Origin of the sequence: Arsenophonus nasoniae DSM 15247 (genome assembly GCF_000429565.1) — a bacterium.
Classification (GTDB): domain Bacteria; phylum Pseudomonadota; class Gammaproteobacteria; order Enterobacterales; family Enterobacteriaceae; genus Arsenophonus; species Arsenophonus nasoniae.
Map to the genome: position 1 here is coordinate 17504 of NZ_AUCC01000028.1, position 21794 is coordinate 39297.

The following is a 21794-nucleotide window of genomic DNA, read 5'->3' on the forward strand; positions in this document are numbered from 1 at the left end:
AATCTTCTATGCATTTGATCAAATTAATTTACTATCGAAGCCTAGCATTTTTAGTGTATTAGCGGCATCTACATTATCACAACTCACTTTTAGCGATGACCATTCACGGCGTTCTGGATAATATTTGCGTAAATGGTCAAACTGGCCAGTGAGATGAGCAACATTTCTTAATAATGCATCATCACGACGGACATCATAAACTAAATGCACTAAACGTTTTAAATTTGCCTGGGTTAATTCACCGCGAAAGGTAATTTCATTAAACTCGGCAATAGGGAGTAAATCTGCTAGCTCAATTTGCGCCACTTGGCCTAAAAACTGGCTAAATGCAGCAAAAATCTGGGTAGTACCGCGCGCTTTACCTTCCAGAGAATAGCCGGCAATATGTGGTGTACCAATGCGAGTTTTGGCTAACAAAGGTAAGGAAAGAAAGGGCTCATGTTCCCAAACATCTAATATAACGTCGATTTTCTTACCATTTTCTAAGGCTTTTAATAATGCCTGATTATCAATAACAGCCCCACGGCTAGTATTTAGCAAAATACGTCCTGCTGGCATAGCAGCAAGCAACTCTTCATTTAATAAATGATATGATGAATAGCAGCCAGATTTATTTAAAGGGGTATGAAAAGTTAAGATATCCGCCTGACTAACTAATTTTTCCAGTGGCCAAAATTGTTCGCTATTATCAGCAGCCGCCGCCCGTGGCGGATCACAAAGTAACGTATTGACGCCCCAGGCCTTTAAACGCGCATTAAGACGACTGCCAACATTACCAACCCCAACAATACCGACTGTCTTTTCTCGCAAATCAAAGCGATCACGTTCAGCCAGTAACAACAAAGCTGAAAAAACGTACTCTACCACCGCCGTCGCATTACAACCCGGTGCGGCAGAAAAAGCGATGCCAGCTTGCGCTAACCATTGCTTATCAACATGATCAAATCCGGCCGTTGCAGTACCAACAAATTTTACCTTACTCTGTTTAAGTAATGCTTCATTGACTTGCGTAACAGAACGCACCATTAAAGCATCTGCTGTTGCTAGCTGTGACGATGAGATTGAACGCCCAGAAACAGCCTTAACTTCACCCAATGTTGCAAACAATTGAGTTGCGTAAGGCATATTTTCATCAATCAATATTTTCACTTATCTATGCCCAATTATATTTATCAAGATTAACCGATCGCTTTTTACTATTCGATCAGGTAGCAAGCTGCTATTTTGCCATGTTAATGATATAAATCCTAACAACTGGTTTGCTCACCGTCACTTTTTTGGCGAAAACGCTCTGGTGTTGTGCCTGAAATCTGTTGAAACATGGTAATAAATGCGGATGCGGAACTATAACCTACATCAAAAGCCACCTGCTGGACACTGTAACCCTGCTCTAATTTCATTATGGCATGTAAAAAACGTAACCGCTGGCGCCACTCACTAAATGACATTCCCAGTTCCTGCTGACAACGACGTGACAAGGTACGTTCTGAGGTATAAACCCGCTTAGCCCATATCGCTAAAGCGGTATTATCTGCCGGATTTTGTTGTAATTGCGTTAAAATAGGGGCTAAAAATTTATCTTTACTGGCGGGTAAATACGTCTTTTGAATAGGTGAACGTTTTAATTGATCAATCAAAACATGGGCTAATCGAATATCTTCCACCGTCTGCGGTTGGGTTATCTCGCGCGCATAAAAATCTAATAATATAGTATGAAAAATAGGCGTTTGACGAATAATACAAGGTTTTTTACACAGCACATGACTGAATGAGTGAGAAATATCTAAAATATTAAACTTAACACTTTTTTTATTGTAAGTGGCATGCTCAACACCGCTTGGGATCCAAATACAGAATTCAGGAGGTGCAATATAATGCTGGGTAGCAACTTGCATTTCAATAACACCTTTAACCACATAAATTAATTGGCCAAAGGTATGGCGATGTAATTTACACTCAGTATCACCTAACCATTCATTATTAAGAAAAACGATGGTTTCTGGCTCAACAACATTTGGCTCATGTATATATTTGATTTTCTTCATTCCAGTAATGTTGGCAGAAAGAGCGGATCAATTGTCTGATTATAAATATATATAATAAAGCAGACAATGTTAAAATAGCAAAAATAGTTAACTGAAGATAAGTATGACTAAATAATGAAAAATTTTCTTTTCCCCCTGCTGGCGGTTTTATTGTGGTCGATTAATGCAGTGGTAAGTAAAGCCGCAGCAAATGTTATTGATCCTGCGGCTATTTCCTTTTATCGATGGTTACTGGCCTTTTTAATACTCACCCCTTTTATGATCAAAGGGATAATTAAAAATCGCACTGTGCTAAGACAATATGGTTGGAAACTGTTTATATTAGGCGCCCTTGGCATGGTTCTTTACCAAAGTTTGGCTTATTATGCTGCCCATACAGTTAGTGCAACCTTTATGGGGGTATTAAATTCAGTTATTCCTTTGTTAACGGTGATACTCAGCATTTTTGTGCTACGCACTATTCCTACTATTGGTATTGTGATAGGTAGCCTCTTATCCTTAATGGGGCTTATCTGGCTTGTCAGTCAAGGTGAGCCAATGCTATTTTTTAGCCAGGGAATTAATCGAGGGCAATTACTGATGTTTATCGCTGCTCTCTCTTATTCACTCTATGGGGTATTAACCAAACACTGGGCGATCCCATTACCGAATTGGCAATCACTTTATATCCAGATTAGTTTTGCCGTGTTGCTATTATTGCCTAACTTTTTACTGGCTAAAACAGTAGCAATTACCGCAGCAAATATTAATTTGATCTTATTTGCCGGTATTGCAGCCTCGCTGATTGCACCCTATTTATGGATTCAAGGTGTGTTTCGTCTTGGCGCTAATACAACCTCAATATTTATGAATTTAGCACCCGTATTTACGGCTATTATCGCGGTTTTATTTTTAAAAGAAAAAATGCACAGCTACCATTTAATTGGTGGTGGCATTGTGTTACTCGGTGTTATTTTAGCGCAGCAATTACGCACACCATTAACACAACTTTTTAATCACCACCGCTCTAAGGCTAATAAAAAAGTAGAATAACTTATTCAATCACTTGGTTATATTGTAAATAACAAAAAACCTACTGATTGATTATCAGTAGGTAATTATTTCTTCGTGATAAAATAATTATGAATGATATTTGCTCATTACCAACGAAGCATTAGTTCCACCAAACCCAAAACTATTTGACATTACCGTATTTAATTTCTGCTCAGTGGGCTGGGTAATAATATTCATTGCTTGCGCTTTTTCATCTAAATTATCAATATTAATGCTTGGGGCAATAAATCCGTGCTCTAACATTAACAAACTATAAATAGCTTCATGAACCCCAGCCGCCCCTAGAGAATGACCGGTCATTGCTTTAGTTGCTGAAATCGCTGGCGTATTGCTACCAAACACTTCAGTAATTGCTTCTAATTCCTTGGTATCGCCAACTGGCGTTGAAGTGCCATGAGTATTGATATAATCAACCTGTTTAACATCTGCCAATGCCATTTTCATACATCTCACCGCACCTTCTCCAGAAGGAGCAACCATATCATAACCATCTGACGTCGCGCCATAACCGACAATTTCAGCATAAATATGTGCGCCACGCGCCAGAGCATGCTCTAATTCTTCTACCACTACGATACCACCGCCACCAGCAATGACAAAACCATCCCGATCTTGGTCATAGGTGCGTGAAGCTTTTTCTGGAGTGGCATTATATTTAGTCGATAATGCTCCCATTGCGTCAAATTCACAGGTTAATTCCCAACTTAATTCTTCACCACCTCCAGCGAAAATTACATCCTGTTTACCTAATTGGATTAATTCAACAGCATGGCCAATACAATGGGCGGAAGTTGAGCAAGCCGAGCTGATAGAATAATTAACGCCCTTAATTTTAAACGGCGTAGCTAAACAAGCGGAAACACCTGAAGCCATTGCTCTGGTCACCATATAAGGACCAACACCGCGTAATCCCTTTGCTCGCATACCATCAGAGCCAGCCACTTGATTACGTGGTGATCCACCACCAGAGCCAACCACTAAACCGGTACGAGTATTTGAGATTTGCGCCTGCGTCAATTTAGCGTCCGAAATAGCCTCTTCCATCGACAAGTAAGCATAAATAGAACAATCACTCATAAAACGAAGAATTTTACGATCAATTTTTTGTTTAATATACTCTTCGGTCAGTTGAATATTACCCCAGACATGGCTGCGTAAACCCATTTTTTCAAATTCTTCTGAAAACCTGATGCCAGAACGACCCGTTTTCAGAGAAGCCAGTACCTCTTGCTGGTTATTACCTATGCTGGAGACAATGCCCAGACCAGTGATGACTGCACGCTTCATTGATTGTATTACCTCATAGTCGAAATTCATTTACTGGGAGTTTAGCCTGTTACTTTAGCTTACACTTGTAAGCTGAACAAGTCCGATCAGGTAAAAAATTACAGAAAAAATTATCTTTTCTCATTTTTATATTTTAGCGCTAGCTAGCACACTCAGGTTAAATTCGTTAGAATTGGCTAATTATTTAAAATATTGTAGATAATTTTGTGAATACAAATGAGATCAGCCAAGCTAAATTAAGCTGGAATGAACAAGCTATCCCCGTCTCTGAACAGTTTGATGATGTCTATTTTTCTAAGCAAAATGGTTTAGAAGAATCACGTTATGTTTTCTTAGCCGGTAATCAGTTGCCAAATCGCTTTCTGTCTCACTCAGCTAAACAATATGTTATTGCAGAAACCGGTTTTGGCACGGGATTAAATTTTATGGCAGTCTGCCAGTTATTTACTCAGTTTCGCCAACAAGCGCCTAAAAACCAATTACAACGTTTACACTATATCAGTTTTGAAAAATATCCCTTGTCTATTACCGATTTAATAAAGGTTCATCAATTTTGGCCTGAGCTCGCCATTTTTTCTAAACAGCTTTGTCAACAATGGCCTCAATCGTTACCTGGTTGTCATAGAATAGTTATGGAAAATGGAACAATTATTCTCGATCTCTGGTTTGGTGATATAAATAAACAATTACCTCAATTAAAAGCTAATTTTTTCAATAAAATAGATAGTTGGTTTTTAGATGGTTTTGCACCGGCTAAAAATCCCCAAATGTGGAGTGAACAACTGTTCACTGCAATGGCAAATTGGGGACGTGATGGTTGCACTTTTGCCACTTTTACTTCAGCCGGTATTGTTCGTCGTGGATTAGAAAAAGCCGGTTTTCAAGTAAAAAAAATCAAAGGTTTTGGCCGTAAACGTGAAATGCTAGTTGGTCAATTACCCGTGAATCAACAATCTGCGCCACAACCTTGGTTCGCTCGACATGCCGCATCCGCCACCGAGGATATTGCTATTATTGGCGGCGGGATTGCCAGTATGATGACCGCACTTGCTTTATTACAAAGAGGAAGTCGGGTAACTTTATATTGCCAGGATCCCAGCGTGGCACAAAACGCTTCCGGCAACCGTCAAGGTGCACTTTATCCATTATTAACCGGTCGCGACGATAGCTTAGAGCGTTTTTTTATCACTGCTTTTACTTATGCAAAACGTCACTACAGCCAACTTGAGCGATTAGGCATTGCATTTGAACATGATTGGAACGGCTTAGTACAATTAGCTTATGACGCCAAAAACCAGCAAAAAATTGCTCAAATATTGATAAAAAACTGGCCACCTGACTTTGCACGCCATGAAACTCGAAAAACATTACGAACCCTATGTGGCGTTGATGTTAACCATGCTGGCATCTACTATCCAACTGCCGGTTGGCTATGTCCTGCCGAGCTGACATTCAATAGTTGGCAATATGCGCAACAACAAGGTTTAATCAGTTATTTTAATCATCGCCTTATGCAACTTGAAAATACGCCCACTGGCTGGAAATTGATATTCAATCAAGGACAAGCGCAACGGCAAATAACGCATAAAACCGTCATTATCGCTAATGGCCATCAACTCCCCCTATTTTCACAAACAGAAAAATTGCCAGTAAGTGCGGTTCGAGGGCAAGTAAGTCATATTCCGACCACATCGACACTCAACCAACTGCAAACGACACTCTGTTATGCCGGCTATTTAACGCCAGCAAATCATCAATATCACTGCTTAGGCGCGAGTTATAAACGTCATCAACTGACACTAGAATATTCCAAACTAGAACAACAAGAAAACCATTCTCGCTTATTAACTTGTTTGCCTGATGTTGGTTGGACAAAAGATATTGATATCAGCCAAAATGCATCACGTCAAAGTATTCGCTGTGTTACCCGTGATCATTTACCGATGGTCGGTAATGTCCCCGATGTTGATCAACTTATTCTTCAATATGCACAACTAGATAAACAACTCAATGAGCAGCAACCTATTTTGCAAGCGCCAATTCATGCCAATCTATTTGTTATTGGCGCATTGGGAGCAAGAGGGTTGTGTAGTGCGCCAATTTGCGCGGAATTACTTTGCAGCCAAATTTTTGCTGAACCATTACCTTTTGACGACGAAATATTGGCTAATCTCCACCCAAGCCGATTTTGGATCAGAAAATTGTTACAAGGCCGAGCGATTAAACTAGAGAAATAACTTTTTAACAAAAATATTTAATTTCTATTAAACCGTATATTGCATTGCACAACGCGAAGAGGCGATAAATCCATAAGCCACCTCTCTTTTTAAGATAGCTTGTAGTGGCAAAGTAAGCTTTTCGGCCGGAATAATTGTAAAACCCAATTTTTGATAATAAGCGCCATTCCAGGCAACATCACGAAAAGTTGTTAAAGTAACATGATCACAGTTTAGTTGTTTTGCCTGAATAATGGCTTGCTGCAATAAACTCTGACCAATTCCTCTTCTCTGCCATCGGCTATCAACGGATAATTCCCAAATATGCAAAGCTTTATCCATCACTTCAACTTCAATAAAACCAACAAGCTGTTGTTCCTCAACGGCTACCCAACAATCACCATCAACAATAAACTCTAAATGTTGGTTAACGGATTTGCCTTGTTCATCAGCAACCCAAGCAAGCTCTGGAATTTGACGAAATAAAGTTGCTGCTGACCGTTCAATATTGACTAATTTTTCTGCTTCAGTGGGTAGTGCTAATCTTACCAACATCGTTACCCCATTTTAAAAATGCGACAATATATTATTTAAAGTTACTCGCTTTCTGCTTATTGAAGCGCATTTTCTAACAACTTGCGCCAGGTATTTAATATCAATCGCTGATCAGGGGGACTTAATTCACCCGCCTTAATTGCCTTATCAATACTCTGTTCGACACGGTCAGAAAGCGCTGCAATATTATTTTTATTTTCAGCTTCTAGTTCTGCAATAGCCAATATTAAATGGCCACGTAAATAACCACCAGCAAAAAGTTCATCTTGACTAGCATTATCAACATCATTGTCAATTTGCGTTAAAATACGCGTTTCCAATTCCGCAAGCATGGTTTTGTTCCTTTATATTAGCTAAATTTTTTATAGCTCTTCGGGGTAAATAAAATTTTGCTTCACTAAGGGAGGGGTATTATAAAACAACTGTAGCCCTTGAATAAATCTCTTCGCTCGAGCCGGAATACCATTTGCTAGATAGTTCAGTACTTGCTGATAGACTTTGCACTGAAAAGCAAATCGATCCGGTGCAAAATCAGCAGCCAAATTATCGCAACTAACATTAAAGGGAAACGCTGCCGCCACACAAAACATCCATTCAAGTGCTTGTGGTTTAACTTCAACTTTTTCAAAAGCGTTTTGTATTTGCTCATTCCGGCCATCTGGATAATACCAATAACCAAAATCTATTTGTTGGCGCCGAGTTTCTCCGGCTATACACCAGTGGGCAATTTCATGTAAAGCACTCGCATAAAAACCACGTGCAAAAATAATCCGATGGTAGGGTATCTTTTCATCTGCTGGTAGATAGATAGGTTCATCGTCTCCTTTAATTAAACGTGTGCAATATTCTTTCTCAAAACAGACACTAAAAATATTAATAAGGTGATTATAATTATGTTCTTTCATTGATATTTATATCATAAGATCAAAAAACTCATTCACCGCATTGAGCCCGATGACGTAAAAAATGATCGATAAGTACGATTGCCATCATCGCTTCTGCTATCGGTACTGCTCGGATACCAACACAGGGATCATGACGTCCTTTGGTGATTACTTCAATTTCTTCACCTTGCTGATTAATTGTTTTACCCGGTATGGTAATACTCGAAGTCGGCTTTAAAGCCAAATGGACAATAATCGGCTGACTACTACTTATACCACCTAATATACCACCGGCATGATTGCTGACAAATCCGTCACGCGCTATTTCATCCCGATTTTCATTGCCTTTTAAAGTGACCACCTTAAAGCCAGCCCCAATTTCAACACCTTTAACCGCATTGATACTCATCATGGCATGAGCTATATCCGCATCTAATCGATCAAAAACAGGTTCACCTAATCCGGCTGGAACATGCTCAGCAATAACGGTTACTTTAGCACCAATAGAATTACCTTCTTTTTTCAATAAACGTAATAAGCTATCTAAAGCGTCTAATTTTGTTGCATCAGGACAAAAGAAAGGATTCTGTTCAACTAAATCCCAATCCTTTAGTTCACAGCAAATATCACCCATTTGACTTAAATAAGCCCGAACAGTTATGCCTAGTTTTTGTTGCAGATATTTTTTTGCAATTGCACCTGCAGCGACACGCATTGCCGTTTCACGTGCCGAAGATCGCCCGCCACCGCGGTAGTCACGTAAACCATATTTTTGTTGATAGGTGTAATCTGCATGCCCAGGGCGAAAAATATCCTTGATCTCACTATAATCCTGCGACCGTTGATCCTGATTTTCAATCAACAAACCAATAGGGGTTCCTGTCGTTATACCATTAAAAACACCAGACAAAATTTTAACCTGATCAAGTTCACGGCGTGGGGTTGTATAACGAGAAGTGCCAGGCCGACGACGATCTAAATCGGTTTGCAGATCTTTTTCTGATAACGCCATACCAGGAGGAACGCCATCAACAATGCATCCTAATGCCAAACCATGCGACTCACCAAATGTGGTAACACGAAAAAGTTGTCCTATCGAATTTCCCGCCATCCCCTTTGTTTCCTATTTTCCTCATTCATCATAATAATTAATGAATAAATTATTTTATTGTATGAAAAAATATAATTACCCGTTAATCGATATATAATTTAAATTTCTCTTGATGTTCAATAAGTTGTTTCTGCGTTAGCATGAATACCCCATCGCCACCCTGTTCAAACTTCAACCAAGTAAAAGGAATATCCGGATATTGCTCAATAAGGTGTAACATACTATTACCAACTTCACAAATTAGCACCCCATTTTCTGTCAGGAAACGTGAGGCATTGGCTAGAATTCTTCTGACAAGTTTTAAACCATCAGAACCTGCTGCAAGCGCTAATTTAGGCTCCACCAGATATTCAGCTGGTAAATCAGACATATCTTCTGCATCCACATATGGTGGGTTAGTAACCATTACATTATATTTAATCGGTGGCATATTCAAAAACAGGTCTGAACAAATAGGCACTATCCGATCGGCGAATCCATGAGCAGTAATATTTTGTTCAGTTACTGCCAATGCATCAACAGAAATATCAACCGCATCAATTTGCGCTTGCGGAAATTCATGGGCACAGGCAATAGCAATACATCCACTACCTGTGCACATATCTAGAATGGTTGCAGGCTCATAATCAATGATGCCGGCAAAATGTTTATTAATTAGTTCACCTATCGGAGAACGAGGGATCAAAACACGCTCATCAACATAAAATTCATGTCCGCAAAACCAGGCTTTATTGGTTAAATAAGCAACGGGGATATGCTCATTGATACGGCGTAATACGCGTTCAACGATACGATGACGTTCACTGAGTGTTAGACGAGAAACCCACAATTGTTGAGGTATATCCAAGGGCAAAAAAAGTGATGGCAAAACAAGTTGTAAAGCTTCATCCCAACAATTATCCGTTCCATGACCGTAATAAATATTTGCTGCATTAAACCGACTAATTACCCAACGCAACATATCTTGGATGGTATGTAGTTCCGCAACCGCCTCATCAACAAAAATCTTGTCCAAAACGCCTCCTAACCAATAAAAGGTTGATATACTTAATACTGATAGTCTGCCATGAACTACCCAACAAATCAGCTTATTGTTAAGGAATTTATAGCAATAACATTAATTAACATTAGGATACTAGCAATATCTGATAAAGCTTGCTGCTTATAAGGAGGGTAATAACAGAAAAATTAAGATAAACTTAACAGAATAATTGACTAATTGATTGATAGAATGACAATGAAAAATAAGTTCAAATTGAGTGCTGAGGAAATAAAGCTATTTAAGGAAACGATTGCAGGAACTAAACCTTTACTACATGATATCGTTAGTCATCCACCACAACGACATCATCGAATAAAATCGCAATTTGTCGCAAAACGTTTGCTCCAAGAACAACTCGATGTTAGTTATTACTTTTCCGATGAATATCAACCCCTTTTGGAAGTAGAGGGGCCTACCCGTTATCTACGACCCGATATCAATCCTTATGAATTAAAAAAGCTACGTCGGGGTGATTATACGCCTGAACTGTTTCTGGATTTACATGGTTTATCTCAACGACAAGCTAAACAAGAAATTGCAGCACTAATCGCAGCTTGCTACCGAAATAATATCCATTGTGCCTGTATTATGCATGGTCACGGAAAGCACATTTTAAAACAGCAAATTCCCCTTTGGCTTGCTCAACATCCGAATATCACTGCTTTTCATCAAGCCCCCAAAGTTTGGGGTGGTAGTGCCTCGTTGCTACTCCTAGTCGAAACTGACGAAACTCAGCGCAGATAACAACTAAAACCAACGCTAGAAATGTGCCGCTAGTTTATTAACACTTTGCAATATTTGAGAAGGTGCCCGTTGCCATCTATATTCAGCGTGCCGTATTTCCATATTTATCTCTATATAAGCAATTGCAGATGTTGCAAACATAGGTGGAATTTCCTGTGGGCATAAAGCCGATACCAAATAACCGACCAATGGTAAATGAGAAACAATCAATGCTGTTCTTACACCACCTTCGGCGAGTAATTGCAAATAATTAGCTATAGATTGTGGATCTCCGTCAGGAATAAGTTCCGTCAATACTTCGTGTTCACCTGAATATGGCAATAATGGCTGCATGGCCTGATAAGTTTGTACTGCTCTTACATATGGGCTAGTAAACACGCGTTCGAATACTGGATTTTGTTGTGCTAGCCAACCAGCCATTAATTTAGATTCTTCTATTCCTTTAAGAGTAAGTTCTCTTGCTTCATCATTAATCGTATTCAGAGTTGCGTCACCATGACGCATAATAAAAACTTGCATAATCCACCATTTGAGTAAAATATTTTCACTTACCCCCCCCCCCTACATAGGAGCCCTCTTATTACTCGCTAATGTTGTTGTCGGAAAATATGCCGGGCAAGGCAACCCGAGATTCTGCACTAAAATTACAAAAAAAGGAACCGCTTTATTTTCATAAAAAACGAAAAAAAGTTTATTTTATATCAAGTTAAATTGAAATTACGCTTAAGGCCATGATATTAGTAAGGTTTAGAAATACTAATAATAATTCACTACTGATGAAATTTTTTATTTGATTTTGCCATTTGAATTAACCTTTCACAAGGAACAAAATTGTTACCATATTTCTGTGCTAATTGATGCATGATGTTAACGATATTCGATATCCCTTGTTGATCCATATATCGAAATGGTCCACCAGTGAAAGGAGGAAAACCAATTCCAAACACTGCACCAATCTCACCATCATTTACATGACGAATAACCCCTTCATCAAGACAACGAGTAGCTTCATTCAGCATCAGCATAATACAGCGCTGAACAATTTCCTGATCAGATAAAATTGTTTTGGGTTGAATATTAAGTAATTCATAAATGGTTGTGTCGACTTGACGCTGTTTTTTACACCAAGGCCAACTAATCTTATTTTTCTTATAAAGATAAAAACCTCGGCCATTTTTACGTCCCTTTCTATCATCTTCCAATATGATATTAAGTTCTGAAGGAACAGAAAATCGTTCGCCAAACTGTTCAACAAGCACCGGCATGATTTTAGTGCCGACATCAATTCCGACTTCGTCTAACAAGTTCAATGGGCCAATGGGAAAACCAAATTTAACTAAAGCATTATCGATATGCTCAATTGATTCACCCGCTAACAGACAACGGGTCGCTTCAGCAATATAAGGCGCTAATATCCGATTGACATAAAAACCTGCACCATCAGTAACAACAATTGCAGTTTTACCCTTTTTTTTTGCCAGTGCCACAGCAGTAGCAATCGTCTTGTCACTCGTCTTACTATGAGGGATAACTTCAACCAATGGCATTTTATCGACTGGACTAAAGTAATGAAGTCCAATTATACGTTCTGGGTGCTTCGCAAACTCCGCAATTTTATGGATAGGTAACGAAGATGTATTCGAGGCAAAAACAACGTCATTTAAAGTCATTGCCTCTACTTCCTGTACCATTTGACGCTTTAATGCTAAATCTTCAAAAACAGCCTCGACAATAATTTGTGCTTTTTCAAGGCCTTTATAATCTAATGTGCCTGAAATTAACATCATCTGTTGATCGCGCGCTCGTACAGAAATACGTTTACGGTTAACTTGCTCCGTTAAGCGATGCCAACTAAATTTTAATGCCTGACTAAGTCCATTATTGTTAATGTCCTTCACTCGAACAGGCAATTTTCCACGCGTTGCTGTCACATAGGCAATACCGCCTCCCATGAGACCGCCGCCTAACACACCCACCTGATGAATTGTAGCAGATTTTTCAAAACTACCCATTTCACTTTTTAGTAAAGTCGAGCCAAAAAAAAGACCGCGTAAAGCAGCAGATTCTGGTGTCATTGCCAGTTCCCCAAAGGCTTTTGCTTCTGCTTCAAGCCCAACTTGCACACCCTTATCATAGCCAATAGTCACCACTGAAATCGCTTTTTCTAACGCTGGATAATGACCTTTACTTTTTGAATTTGTTTTATTTTTAATTATCGCGAATAGGATATTTCTGATAATGGGTAATTCTGATAAACGCTGCATAACAGGCAAATATGTTTTGCCTTTTCTTCCTTTATCAATCCAGCTAATTGCCGTTTCCAATAAAATTTCTGCTGGCACAATATCATCAACTAAACCTAATTTTAGTGATTGCTTTGGTCTTAATTGTCGGCCAGTCAGAATCAAATTTAATCCATTAATTAAACCAATTAAACGAGGCAAACGCTGTGTTCCTCCAGAACCAGGAATTAAACCTAGTTGCACCTCAGGTAAACCAAGACGCGTTTTCTCGGACAGAGTACAAATTCTTATATGGCAAGCAAGCGCTAATTCTAATCCGCCGCCTAAACATACACCATCAATTGCTGCGACTACCGGTAATGGATAACTTTCAAGCAGGTTAAATAATTTTTGCCCTGTCATAGCAAGCTGTGTTGCTTCTTCTTTTGTTTTACAATTGGAAATCATACTAATATCAGCACCAGCAAGGAAACAGCCTGGTTTATTTGAAATAATAATAATACCTTTTAAACCCGCGATTTCTTGAGCTTGCTGTAATATCACATAAAATTGATCAACAAATTCAGCTTTTAATGTATTAACTTTTTCGCCGGGAACATCAATGGAAATAACGCCAATATTGTTTTGTTTGACGGACAAATGAAACACAGGATAGCGAGTAATTGCAGGTAAGTTCTTTTCTTCATTTTTATTGGTTATCATTACTCAACCTCCAAAATCATTGCTGCACCTAAACCGCCTGCTGCACAAGCGGTTGTTAACGCCAAACCACCACCACGACGATGTAACTCATTAAGCGTCTGTATCACCATACGAGCACCGGTAGCAGCAAATGGATGGCCATACGCAAGAGAACCACCTAATACGTTAAATTTTTCCATATCAATTTCACCAATCGCTTCTGATTGTCCTAATTTTTCTTGCGCAAATTTTTTGCTCGCAAACATTTTTACATTGGCTAATACTTGAGCAGAAAAAGCTTCATGCATATCAATTAAGGTAAGATCTTTTAAACTTAATCCAGCGCGTTTGAGAGCTAATGGTGTTGCATAAGAAGGGCCTAATAGCATGTCTTGCCATACGTCAATAGCCGAAAAAGCATAACTACGAATATAACCTAATGGGGTTATACCTAATGTTTTCGCATTTGATTCAAACATCAACATTACGGCTGCAGCACCATCAGTCATTGGCGTACTATTCGCGGCGGTAACAGTACCATGTCGACGATCAAAGGCGGGTTTTAACTTTGCATAAGAACTAAGCGTTGAGTCTTTTCGAACATTATTGTCTTCCGATAATGACTCTTGGAAAGGCGGTATATGCGCTGTCATGACTTCTTTATGTAATACACCACTATCCCAAGCCTGGGCAGCTAGGATATGGGAACGATGAGCAAAAGCGTCTTGTTCTTCACGACTGATATGATAGGTTTTTGCCATCTGTTCAGCAGTATCTCCCATTCTTAAGCCAGTAGAATATTCGGCTACTGCTGGTGAAACAGGAAGAAAATCACGAAAACCTAATTTGCTTAAGAGTCGCAAACGTTGGCTTATTGATTTTGCTCGATTAAGGTCAATTAAAGTGCTGGCCATTTTTTTAGTTACACCAATAGGCAAAACCGATGATGAATCAGCACCACCAGCAATACCGACCTTGATGGAGCCTGCCATCATACTTTCAATAATATTGGTAATAGCCTGAAAGCTAGTTGCACATGCTCTAGAAATACTATAAGCATCTGTCGAAACGGGTAGTCCTGCCCCTAAAACAATTTCTCTAGCAATATTCGGCGCTTCAGGCATCTGAACAACTTGGCCAAAAACTACTTGATCAATAAATTGAGAATCAATACCACTACGAATAACTAATTCACTTACTACCATTTTGCCTAAATCGACAGCAGGTATATTATGATAAGCCGTTGCCTGTTTAGCAAAAGGAAGGCGTAACCCAGTAACAATTGCGATACGATCAGTATTCTTAACGTTGTAGTTCATAGCAGATCTCGCTTCCCTTTTTATAAAAAATGAAAAATGAAACTATAGCTAATCATTCCCGATACTTCACAGAGGTCTGATCTGATAATCAATTGTTATTCAAATGTAGTAAAAGAAAAATAATATAAATTAAAAACTGAGAGGCGACACGCAAGATATGAATATTTATTTGTCAAACAAGTCAAAATATTGAGAAAAGCTCAACGAACAAATGCCTACAGAATATCTGTAGGCATGGTTAAACTCACTTAACGTAAATTTAATTGAAAAATTAGTGTTTCAGCTTCACAACAAAAGGTAAAATTTGCTATTAATTTAACACCTTCAGCTATAGGCTGAATCTGATGTTCGATCGTACAAGGCTCCGATTCAACTGCCCGCGCTTGTGCCATCAACTGTATTAACATTGTTTTAGCTTCTTGTTGATTTAAAAAATTTTTTTCAAAAGAAGCCGTGCAATTTTGATTATCTATCACTGTACCCACATCAACACAACAGCAAGCAGCAGTTTCTTCAGCATGACAACGATTTTTAGCGTCCGACATAATTCTTTCCAACAATAAACATTAACAAAATATAATCATAACGCCAATTAACAAAAAAACACCAGTCAATATCTAATAATCTATAAAATTTCAAGTAGTTATTTGATCTAATATCCTATTGTTACGCTATCTCAACCACTTTGCATAATTGGAGCACCAATTTATGTTAAATAAATCACATTTTTACAAACAACTAACACATACGCAGTGAACATGTTTGTAATAAAACCGGTATTCAATTCTATACTCAGTCAACTGGTCTGATTTGCCATATTGGCATGGAGCCAATACAATTGCTGGCCTTTCTATTGCGACCAACAATGTCGCTCTTATCATAAATATAATTTAAGGGGTTTTGGTCATGAACCAGAAAAACCTGTTCAAACATACAATTTTGGCAATGGCTGTAAGTTTTGTTTCAACAAATACTAGCGCTGCTGGCTTTCAACTGAACGAATATTCCACTTCTGCGTTGGGACGTGCTTTTTCAGGTGAAGGGGCGATTGGCGATAATGCTAGCGTTGGTAGCCGCAATCCAGCAGCCATGATGTTATTTAATAACCCTGTGCTCTCTTTTGGGGCGATTTATATCAATCCTGACGTTGATATAAAAGGAAAATCACCTGTCACTGGTAACAGTACCACTTCAAGAAATATCGCTCCTCATGCCTGGATACCCAATGCCCATTTTATTTTTCCAGTAAATGACAAATGGGCGGTTGGTTCTTCAATTACCACTAATTACGGCTTAGCCACCGAATTCAATCACAACTATAATGCCGGGCCTATTGGCGGAAAAACCGATCTGACCACACTTAACCTTAATTTAAGTGGAGCTTATCGCTTTAATCAGCATTTCAGTGCTGGTTTAGGCTTTAATGCCGTCTATGCCGATGCAGAAATTACCCGTCATATAGGGGAATTTGGAGCCGCAATAGGGCTAGGGCTGCCTGCATCAACCACTATTGCCAAACTTAAGGGTGATGATTGGGGATATGGCTGGAATGCCGGCATCTTGTATGAATTAGATGAGAATAATCGTTACAGCTTTACCTATCGTTCAGAAGTTAAAATAAAGTTTAACGGCGACTATAGTAATGAGCTTCCCACATTGATACCTGGTGGTTTAGGCGGTAATAGTATTAAAGGCAACCTGGATCTGCATCTGCCCGAAATTTGGGAAATCTCTGGTTATAATAAAGTCGCACCTAAATGGGCTGTTCATTATAGTTTAGCCTATACCAGTTGGAGCCAGTTTAAAGAACTGAAGGCCACCGCAAAAGACAGTGGACAAGTTTTATTTAATAAACATGAAGGCTTTAAAGATGTTTTTCGCATTGCGCTAGGCACGACTTACTATCATGATGATCATTGGACGTTTCGTACCGGTATTGCCTTTGATGATAGCCCGGTGCCAGCTAAAAATCGCTCGATCTCAATTCCTGATCAAGATCGCTTTTGGATCAGTGCCGGTACAACTTATGCCTTTAACGAAAACGCCTCAGTTGACGTAGGTATTTCCTACATGCATGGTCAAAACGTAAAAATCAAAGAAGAAATGCCGCTAATGGCTGGTAGCCCTGCCCTCCCAGCCTATGACTTTAAATCCAGTGGAAGCGCCTGGTTAGCTGGCGTTAACTTTAACTACAAATTTTAATTTTTACTGAAAACACAAAAGGATAGCCACAGCTATCCTTCCTTAAACTGGTTATAGGAAAATATTTAGTGATAATATAATGAATATCCAAATACCGCAGCCATACCAGTATTTACTAATTAAATGATAATAAATAATTTATCGAAAAAATAATTAGCAAACAATTATATTATTAATTGTCTTTTTAATTTATAAAGATTTAAGTCGACCACAAAAATCAATAAATCATCTTACCGTTATTTTTTATCCACTAATATATAAATTAAAATGTATCCCCATTTTACTAATCAATAGAATCCAAATCTTCTTCTATCACAGCAGCGTTAGGGTTAATAGTTGGTTTCAAAACGCCTCCTTGTGCCTTAAAATCTTTATTTTGAAAATAAGCTTCTCTAATCATTAAATAAGGATCGGAGGAGTTTTGTAAAATGCCATCAGAGTCTAATAAAAGTGCTCGCTTTTCAATTCCCTCTAATACCCATTTTCCTGCGGACATCCAAAAAGTAAGATAACTTAGCATCGGATAAGCCTTGTCAGCCCAATCGCCCCCATCTTCTCGTAAAGTAAAACTACCATAACCTGGCAATACTACATATGGACCATAGCCAACCTGATAATATCCCAATGTACTACCAAAACGATTAGATTCTTGTTTAGCAAGTTTAGGATTAGCCATTGAAGCAATATCGATCAATCCTGCCATACCAAAAACACTATTTAGGAAAAAACGATTGAAATGTTTCATTCCTTGATAAATATCGCCGCGTAGAAAATTATTAACCATACTTGCAGGCTCTTCCAGGTTAGCCAAAAAATTGACTAGACCATTACGAGCAGGCATAGGAAGATAATCACGCCAAGCAACCGCAACTGGACGCACCACATAACGATCAAGCACATGGTAATTAAAATCGAACATTGTTCGATTAAAACTCTCTAGCGGATCAGAGCGCTGGTGATTATCTGTAGGTGTGCTCGAACAGCTTGTAATCAATCCCACTGCAAATAATACTCCGCATAACCGATATGTTTTAAATCTTGTTTTTCTATTCAACAAAACACCCTCACATAGATTGTCCATTTATAATTATATATCCACATTAATTTAATCTTACTTACTTTTTTATTTAATGATAAGAATTTAATCACTATTTATCTAAGCATATAATGTGCTAACCGTTATGTTAAATAAGCAGATAGGTTAAAAAACAAATAAATAACACTAAGTTATAGACATAAAATATTAACAAAAACAAAATAATAAAAATTATTCTCAAAATGATGGAAACGGCGCAATGTAAAATAGACAAACAAATTAAATAACAATAATTATTAAATTATTTGTTAAATTGTGATTTACAAAATTATAATTTAACAATTTAATTATTTATGTAACATAATCTACAATCAAATCAATTAAATACAAATCCAGTCATCAGTAATAAAATTAAACTAATTGTATTCAACAAGTTGATTTTAATAGGTATTTAATAGTAGAATCAGCTGCATCGTAAAATAAGTTAGATTGAAAAGATTTTATGTCCTCTTAGTTAAATGGATATAACAAGCCCCTCCTAAGGGCTAATTGTAGGTTCGATTCCTGCAGGGGACGCCAGAATGTAGTTTATAGCTCTCCGTTTTAGTACGCAAACATCAATAAACATCTACATCCATCTTTACATGTCGTTTTTTATAGTTCACTTAAGTTCATTGACATCCGCTGTCTTTTTTGGGTAAATTCTGGGTAAATTTATTTAATAGCAGAGGTTTTACCCAATGCTCACTGTTAAACAAGTAGAATCAGCAAAAGTAAAAGATAAACCTTACCGATTGTCTGACGGAAATGGTTTATATCTTTATATTCCGATTTCTGGGGTTAAAGTGTGGCAAATGCGTTACCAATTTTTGGGTAAAGAAAAGATTTATACATTGGGTAAAGTATCTGAGATCACATTACAAAAAGCCAGAGAAAAATCATTTGAACTAAAAAGAGATCTATCTAATGGAATTGATATATCAAAAAACAAAATAATAAATAAGTCTAAAAAAGGCAATACATTTTCTGAAATATTCACTGAATGGTATGATTTTAAATACGAGGTGTGGTCGATAAAATATCGTAAAGAAATAAAAAGCATGTTTGAAAATGATATTTTACCAATCATTGGTAACAGAATTATTACAGATATTGATCCGATCGAATTGGTTAATGTCATAAGACTATTTGAAAAACGCGGCGCAATGGAAAGAGCAAGTAAAGCTAGAAGGAGATGTGGCGAAGTTTTTCGTTATGCAATTGTTACAGGAAGAGCAAAATATAATCCAGCACCTGACTTAGTTGATGCTGAAAAAGGTTATAGAAAAAAACATTATCCATTCTTGACTGAACCAGAAATACCCGCATTTAACAGAGCATTGCTATCATTCCCAGGTAGTATTATAAGCAAAATAGCCACACAAGTTCTTCAATATACAGCACTAAGAACAAAAGAGTTAAGATCTATGACGTGGGATAATGTTGACTTTAATAAAAGAATTATAACTATTGATAAAGAGGTAATGAAAAACAGAAAAGAACATATAGTGCCAATGTCAGATCAAGTTTATCACTTATTGAAACACTTAGAGCTAATCACTAAAAGTATATCTCACTTCGTTTTTGCCGGTAGAAATAGCAAATATAAACCAATCAGTGAAAATACTGTATTGGGTGTTATTCGTTACATTGGTTTTGACGGAATAGCTAGCGGTCATGGATTTAGACATCAATTTAGTACAATTTTAAATGAACATGGTTTTAACAAAGATTTAATTGAAAGACAGTTAGCTCACGTGGATAGAAATAATATCCGAGGAATATATAATCATGCTCAATATCTAGAAAAACGTAGAGAAATGATGCAATGGTTTGCAAATTATATTGATGAATTAACAAATACAATCGCTGACTGAAGGTGATGCAACACCAACAGCCAGCTAACCTAAACCCTATCTAAACTAGGATCAAGGCTATGAAAAAGTCTATTACCGTTGTACACGTCTGTAAAGTTTTTGCGGAGGTGATTTAATGCTGCCTCTAACCGAACAACAAATAAAAGCTTATAAACAAATCTTCCCTGAACTTGCAAACGATCAACTTGAAACAGCTGTTTTGTATGCCATGGGTATACCAGAGAAAAATATAGCTTTTTTCAGATCTGTTACTTATGCCACAGTTCGCAAATGCATTGAAAGAATAAAGCAGATATACGAAGTTGATTCAATCAGTCATTTACGCTCTGTTTTTCAAGCGAGAATATTTCATTTTAATACAATGAACTGCTATAAACATATTGATAACTCAGTAAATTACTCTGAATACCAATAGTTATTACTTTTCACTTAACACAATTCAAGATAATCAACAACTATCAATATTTGATAGTATCTAACATTTAACTTATGGTGAATAATGTTCCCATTGACGACAAGTTATTATTTATACATTACAACTACATGCAGCTATCTCAACACCAGGGAAAACTAAACCAGCCTAAGAGCTGGTTTTTTATTGTCCAAACTACCTAACCGGAAAATAACAACAAAATAAGAAAATTTCTTTATTTTTCAATAGCAGAATCTAACCGGATTTGATAGTATTTCAATGTCTCCTGCGTTAGTTAGTTTATAACTAATTGACAGGCTTGAAGCCCCAAATGTGGGGCTTTTGTCTTTATATATCCCCATCACTAAATTCCAATCCAACCTCTCTATTCATTTCACTACGGAGATATTCCTATGTCTAAATTTTTATTATCTAAAATTTACTGTAAATAATCACAGTAAATATCGTTTTCCTTATATGGTAAACTTTATAATCAAATTTAAGCATAGATAAATATTGTGACACATTTCACTAAATACTTTTCAATTGGAATTATCAATACGCTTATCCATTGGATTATATTTGCTATTATTATTTCTATAACACATATTCCACAGGCTTATGCTAATTTGATGGCTTTCTTAGTATCAGTGACGTTCTCTTTTTTTGCTAACGCAAAATTTACATTTAAGAAAAAAGCAACAAGTGGTAAGTACACTGTTTTCACTAGTTTTATGGGAATGATGAGTTACCTGATAGGATGTTTCTCGGATAAATTAAATATTCATCCTGTTATCACAATACTCACATTTTCAGCCATTAGTCTTATTTTAGGTTTCTTATATTCAAAATTTGTTGTATTTAAAGGTATTGAATAATGAAAATTTCATTAATTGTCCCTGTATTTAATGAAGAAGAGGCTATCCCCATTTTCTACAAAAAAGTTCGGGAATGCGAGGGATTAAAAAAATACGATGTTGAAATAATTTTTATTAATGACGGGAGTAATGATGCAACAGAAGTTATTATCAACGGATTAGCAAATAAT

At 37.4% G+C, this 21794-nt stretch carries 21 protein-coding genes and 1 tRNA gene; 9 read left to right on the forward strand and 13 right to left on the reverse strand.

Annotated features, from left to right (window positions below):
* Positions 1-18: 18 nt before the first annotated feature.
* Positions 19-1149, reverse strand: coding sequence for a 4-phosphoerythronate dehydrogenase PdxB (gene pdxB, locus G468_RS0108140; RefSeq protein WP_026822710.1), 1131 nt, complete (start codon positions 1147-1149; stop codon positions 19-21).
* 98 nt (positions 1150-1247) lie between these two features.
* Positions 1248-2045 (reverse strand): AraC family transcriptional regulator, encoded by a 798-nt coding sequence (locus G468_RS0108145; protein ID WP_026822711.1) that lies wholly within the window; start codon positions 2043-2045, stop codon positions 1248-1250.
* Positions 2046-2159: 114 nt separating this feature from the next.
* Between G468_RS0108145 and G468_RS20150 the strand changes: the two genes are divergently transcribed.
* Positions 2160-3077 (forward strand): DMT family transporter, encoded by a 918-nt coding sequence (locus G468_RS20150; RefSeq protein WP_034249556.1) that lies wholly within the window; start codon positions 2160-2162, stop codon positions 3075-3077.
* 87 nt (positions 3078-3164) lie between these two features.
* Here the strand turns inward: G468_RS20150 and fabB are convergent, their stop codons facing one another.
* Positions 3165-4385: a beta-ketoacyl-ACP synthase I gene (fabB, locus tag G468_RS0108155; RefSeq protein ID WP_026822712.1), complete on the reverse strand. Its 1221-nt coding sequence runs from the start codon at positions 4383-4385 to the stop codon at positions 3165-3167.
* A 206-nt stretch (positions 4386-4591) separates the two neighbouring features.
* Between fabB and mnmC the strand changes: the two genes are divergently transcribed.
* Positions 4592-6622, forward strand: coding sequence for a bifunctional tRNA (5-methylaminomethyl-2-thiouridine)(34)-methyltransferase MnmC2/FAD-dependent 5-carboxymethylaminomethyl-2-thiouridine(34) oxidoreductase MnmC1 (gene mnmC / locus G468_RS0108160; protein WP_026822713.1), 2031 nt, complete (start codon positions 4592-4594; stop codon positions 6620-6622).
* A 27-nt stretch (positions 6623-6649) separates the two neighbouring features.
* Here the strand turns inward: mnmC and G468_RS0108165 are convergent, their stop codons facing one another.
* From G468_RS0108165 to prmB, 5 genes are all read right to left on the reverse strand, one after another.
* A complete protein-coding gene (locus tag G468_RS0108165) occupies positions 6650-7156 on the reverse strand; it encodes a GNAT family N-acetyltransferase (RefSeq protein WP_026822714.1) in 507 nt (168 codons plus the stop codon).
* Between the two features lie 56 nt (positions 7157-7212).
* Complete coding sequence (locus tag G468_RS0108170) at positions 7213-7488, reverse strand: YfcL family protein (protein ID WP_026822715.1); 276 nt, start codon at positions 7486-7488, stop codon at positions 7213-7215.
* Between the two features lie 30 nt (positions 7489-7518).
* On the reverse strand, positions 7519-8061 hold the full coding sequence (locus G468_RS0108175; RefSeq protein WP_026822716.1) for an elongation factor P hydroxylase: 543 nt from the start codon (positions 8059-8061) through the stop codon (positions 7519-7521).
* Positions 8062-8089: 28 nt separating this feature from the next.
* Positions 8090-9151, reverse strand: coding sequence for a chorismate synthase (gene aroC, locus G468_RS0108180; RefSeq protein ID WP_026822717.1), 1062 nt, complete (start codon positions 9149-9151; stop codon positions 8090-8092).
* A gap of 82 nt (positions 9152-9233) precedes the next feature.
* Positions 9234-10166 (reverse strand): 50S ribosomal protein L3 N(5)-glutamine methyltransferase, encoded by a 933-nt coding sequence (prmB, locus tag G468_RS0108185; protein ID WP_026822718.1) that lies wholly within the window; start codon positions 10164-10166, stop codon positions 9234-9236.
* 222 nt (positions 10167-10388) lie between these two features.
* On the opposite strand from prmB, the gene smrB reads away from it, so the two are divergent.
* On the forward strand, positions 10389-10937 hold the full coding sequence (gene smrB, locus G468_RS0108190; RefSeq protein WP_026822719.1) for an endonuclease SmrB: 549 nt from the start codon (positions 10389-10391) through the stop codon (positions 10935-10937).
* A 15-nt stretch (positions 10938-10952) separates the two neighbouring features.
* Here the strand turns inward: smrB and sixA are convergent, their stop codons facing one another.
* From sixA to G468_RS0108210, 4 genes are all read right to left on the reverse strand, one after another.
* The gene (gene sixA / locus G468_RS0108195; RefSeq protein ID WP_026822720.1) at positions 10953-11456 is read right to left on the reverse strand and encodes a phosphohistidine phosphatase SixA; all 504 of its coding nucleotides are present in this window, start codon (positions 11454-11456) and stop codon (positions 10953-10955) included.
* A gap of 251 nt (positions 11457-11707) precedes the next feature.
* Positions 11708-13882 (reverse strand): fatty acid oxidation complex subunit alpha FadJ, encoded by a 2175-nt coding sequence (gene fadJ, locus G468_RS0108200; protein ID WP_026822721.1) that lies wholly within the window; start codon positions 13880-13882, stop codon positions 11708-11710.
* Positions 13882-15180 (reverse strand): acetyl-CoA C-acyltransferase FadI, encoded by a 1299-nt coding sequence (gene fadI / locus G468_RS0108205; RefSeq protein WP_026822722.1) that lies wholly within the window; start codon positions 15178-15180, stop codon positions 13882-13884. Before fadI ends, fadJ begins: the two co-directional genes overlap by 1 nt.
* A gap of 248 nt (positions 15181-15428) precedes the next feature.
* On the reverse strand, positions 15429-15725 hold the full coding sequence (locus G468_RS0108210; RefSeq protein ID WP_034249558.1) for a YfcZ/YiiS family protein: 297 nt from the start codon (positions 15723-15725) through the stop codon (positions 15429-15431).
* A 361-nt stretch (positions 15726-16086) separates the two neighbouring features.
* Between G468_RS0108210 and fadL the strand changes: the two genes are divergently transcribed.
* Positions 16087-17382 carry a long-chain fatty acid transporter FadL gene (gene fadL / locus G468_RS0108215; RefSeq protein WP_026822724.1) on the forward strand — a complete coding sequence of 432 codons (1296 nt, stop codon included), beginning with the start codon at positions 16087-16089 and terminating at the stop codon, positions 17380-17382.
* Between the two features lie 283 nt (positions 17383-17665).
* Here fadL and mlaA read toward each other — a convergent pair whose 3' ends face one another.
* Entirely contained in the window at positions 17666-18463 is a 798-nt protein-coding gene (gene mlaA, locus G468_RS0108220) for a phospholipid-binding lipoprotein MlaA (protein ID WP_051296998.1), read from the reverse strand.
* A 459-nt stretch (positions 18464-18922) separates the two neighbouring features.
* Between mlaA and G468_RS0108225 the strand changes: the two genes are divergently transcribed.
* The 5 genes from G468_RS0108225 to G468_RS20160 all read left to right on the forward strand — a co-directional run.
* Positions 18923-18997: transfer RNA gene (locus tag G468_RS0108225), tRNA-Arg, on the forward strand.
* A 161-nt stretch (positions 18998-19158) separates the two neighbouring features.
* Positions 19159-20334 (forward strand): tyrosine-type recombinase/integrase, encoded by a 1176-nt coding sequence (locus tag G468_RS0108230; RefSeq protein WP_026822726.1) that lies wholly within the window; start codon positions 19159-19161, stop codon positions 20332-20334.
* A gap of 115 nt (positions 20335-20449) precedes the next feature.
* The gene (locus G468_RS20155) at positions 20450-20749 is read left to right on the forward strand and encodes a hypothetical protein (protein WP_051296999.1); all 300 of its coding nucleotides are present in this window, start codon (positions 20450-20452) and stop codon (positions 20747-20749) included.
* 512 nt (positions 20750-21261) lie between these two features.
* Positions 21262-21624, forward strand: a complete 363-nt coding sequence (locus tag G468_RS0108240) for a GtrA family protein (RefSeq protein ID WP_026822727.1) — start codon at positions 21262-21264, stop codon at positions 21622-21624.
* The coding region (locus G468_RS20160; protein ID WP_034249559.1) for a glycosyltransferase at positions 21624-21794 on the forward strand (171 nt) is incomplete at its 3' end. The genes G468_RS0108240 and G468_RS20160, both read left to right, overlap by 1 nt.

Coding starts and splice junctions, on each gene's coding strand:
- G468_RS0108175 (WP_026822716.1), bottom strand. CDS start 8,061: ATGAAAGAACATAATTATAATCACCTTATTAATATTTTTAGTGTCTGT.
- fadI (WP_026822722.1), bottom strand. CDS start 15,180: ATGAACTACAACGTTAAGAATACTGATCGTATCGCAATTGTTACTGGG.
- sixA (WP_026822720.1), bottom strand. CDS start 11,456: ATGCAAGTTTTTATTATGCGTCATGGTGACGCAACTCTGAATACGATT.
- fabB (WP_026822712.1), bottom strand. CDS start 4,385: ATGAAGCGTGCAGTCATCACTGGTCTGGGCATTGTCTCCAGCATAGGT.
- G468_RS0108145 (WP_026822711.1), bottom strand. CDS start 2,045: ATGAAGAAAATCAAATATATACATGAGCCAAATGTTGTTGAGCCAGAA.
- fadL (WP_026822724.1), top strand. CDS start 16,087: ATGAACCAGAAAAACCTGTTCAAACATACAATTTTGGCAATGGCTGTA.
- mlaA (WP_051296998.1), bottom strand. CDS start 18,463: ATGGACAATCTATGTGAGGGTGTTTTGTTGAATAGAAAAACAAGATTT.
- G468_RS0108210 (WP_034249558.1), bottom strand. CDS start 15,725: ATGTCGGACGCTAAAAATCGTTGTCATGCTGAAGAAACTGCTGCTTGC.
- fadJ (WP_026822721.1), bottom strand. CDS start 13,882: ATGATAACCAATAAAAATGAAGAAAAGAACTTACCTGCAATTACTCGC.
- G468_RS0108170 (WP_026822715.1), bottom strand. CDS start 7,488: ATGCTTGCGGAATTGGAAACGCGTATTTTAACGCAAATTGACAATGAT.
- G468_RS20155 (WP_051296999.1), top strand. CDS start 20,450: ATGCTGCCTCTAACCGAACAACAAATAAAAGCTTATAAACAAATCTTC.
- G468_RS0108230 (WP_026822726.1), top strand. CDS start 19,159: ATGCTCACTGTTAAACAAGTAGAATCAGCAAAAGTAAAAGATAAACCT.
- G468_RS20150 (WP_034249556.1), top strand. CDS start 2,160: ATGAAAAATTTTCTTTTCCCCCTGCTGGCGGTTTTATTGTGGTCGATT.
- G468_RS0108165 (WP_026822714.1), bottom strand. CDS start 7,156: ATGTTGGTAAGATTAGCACTACCCACTGAAGCAGAAAAATTAGTCAAT.
- aroC (WP_026822717.1), bottom strand. CDS start 9,151: ATGGCGGGAAATTCGATAGGACAACTTTTTCGTGTTACCACATTTGGT.
- smrB (WP_026822719.1), top strand. CDS start 10,389: ATGAAAAATAAGTTCAAATTGAGTGCTGAGGAAATAAAGCTATTTAAG.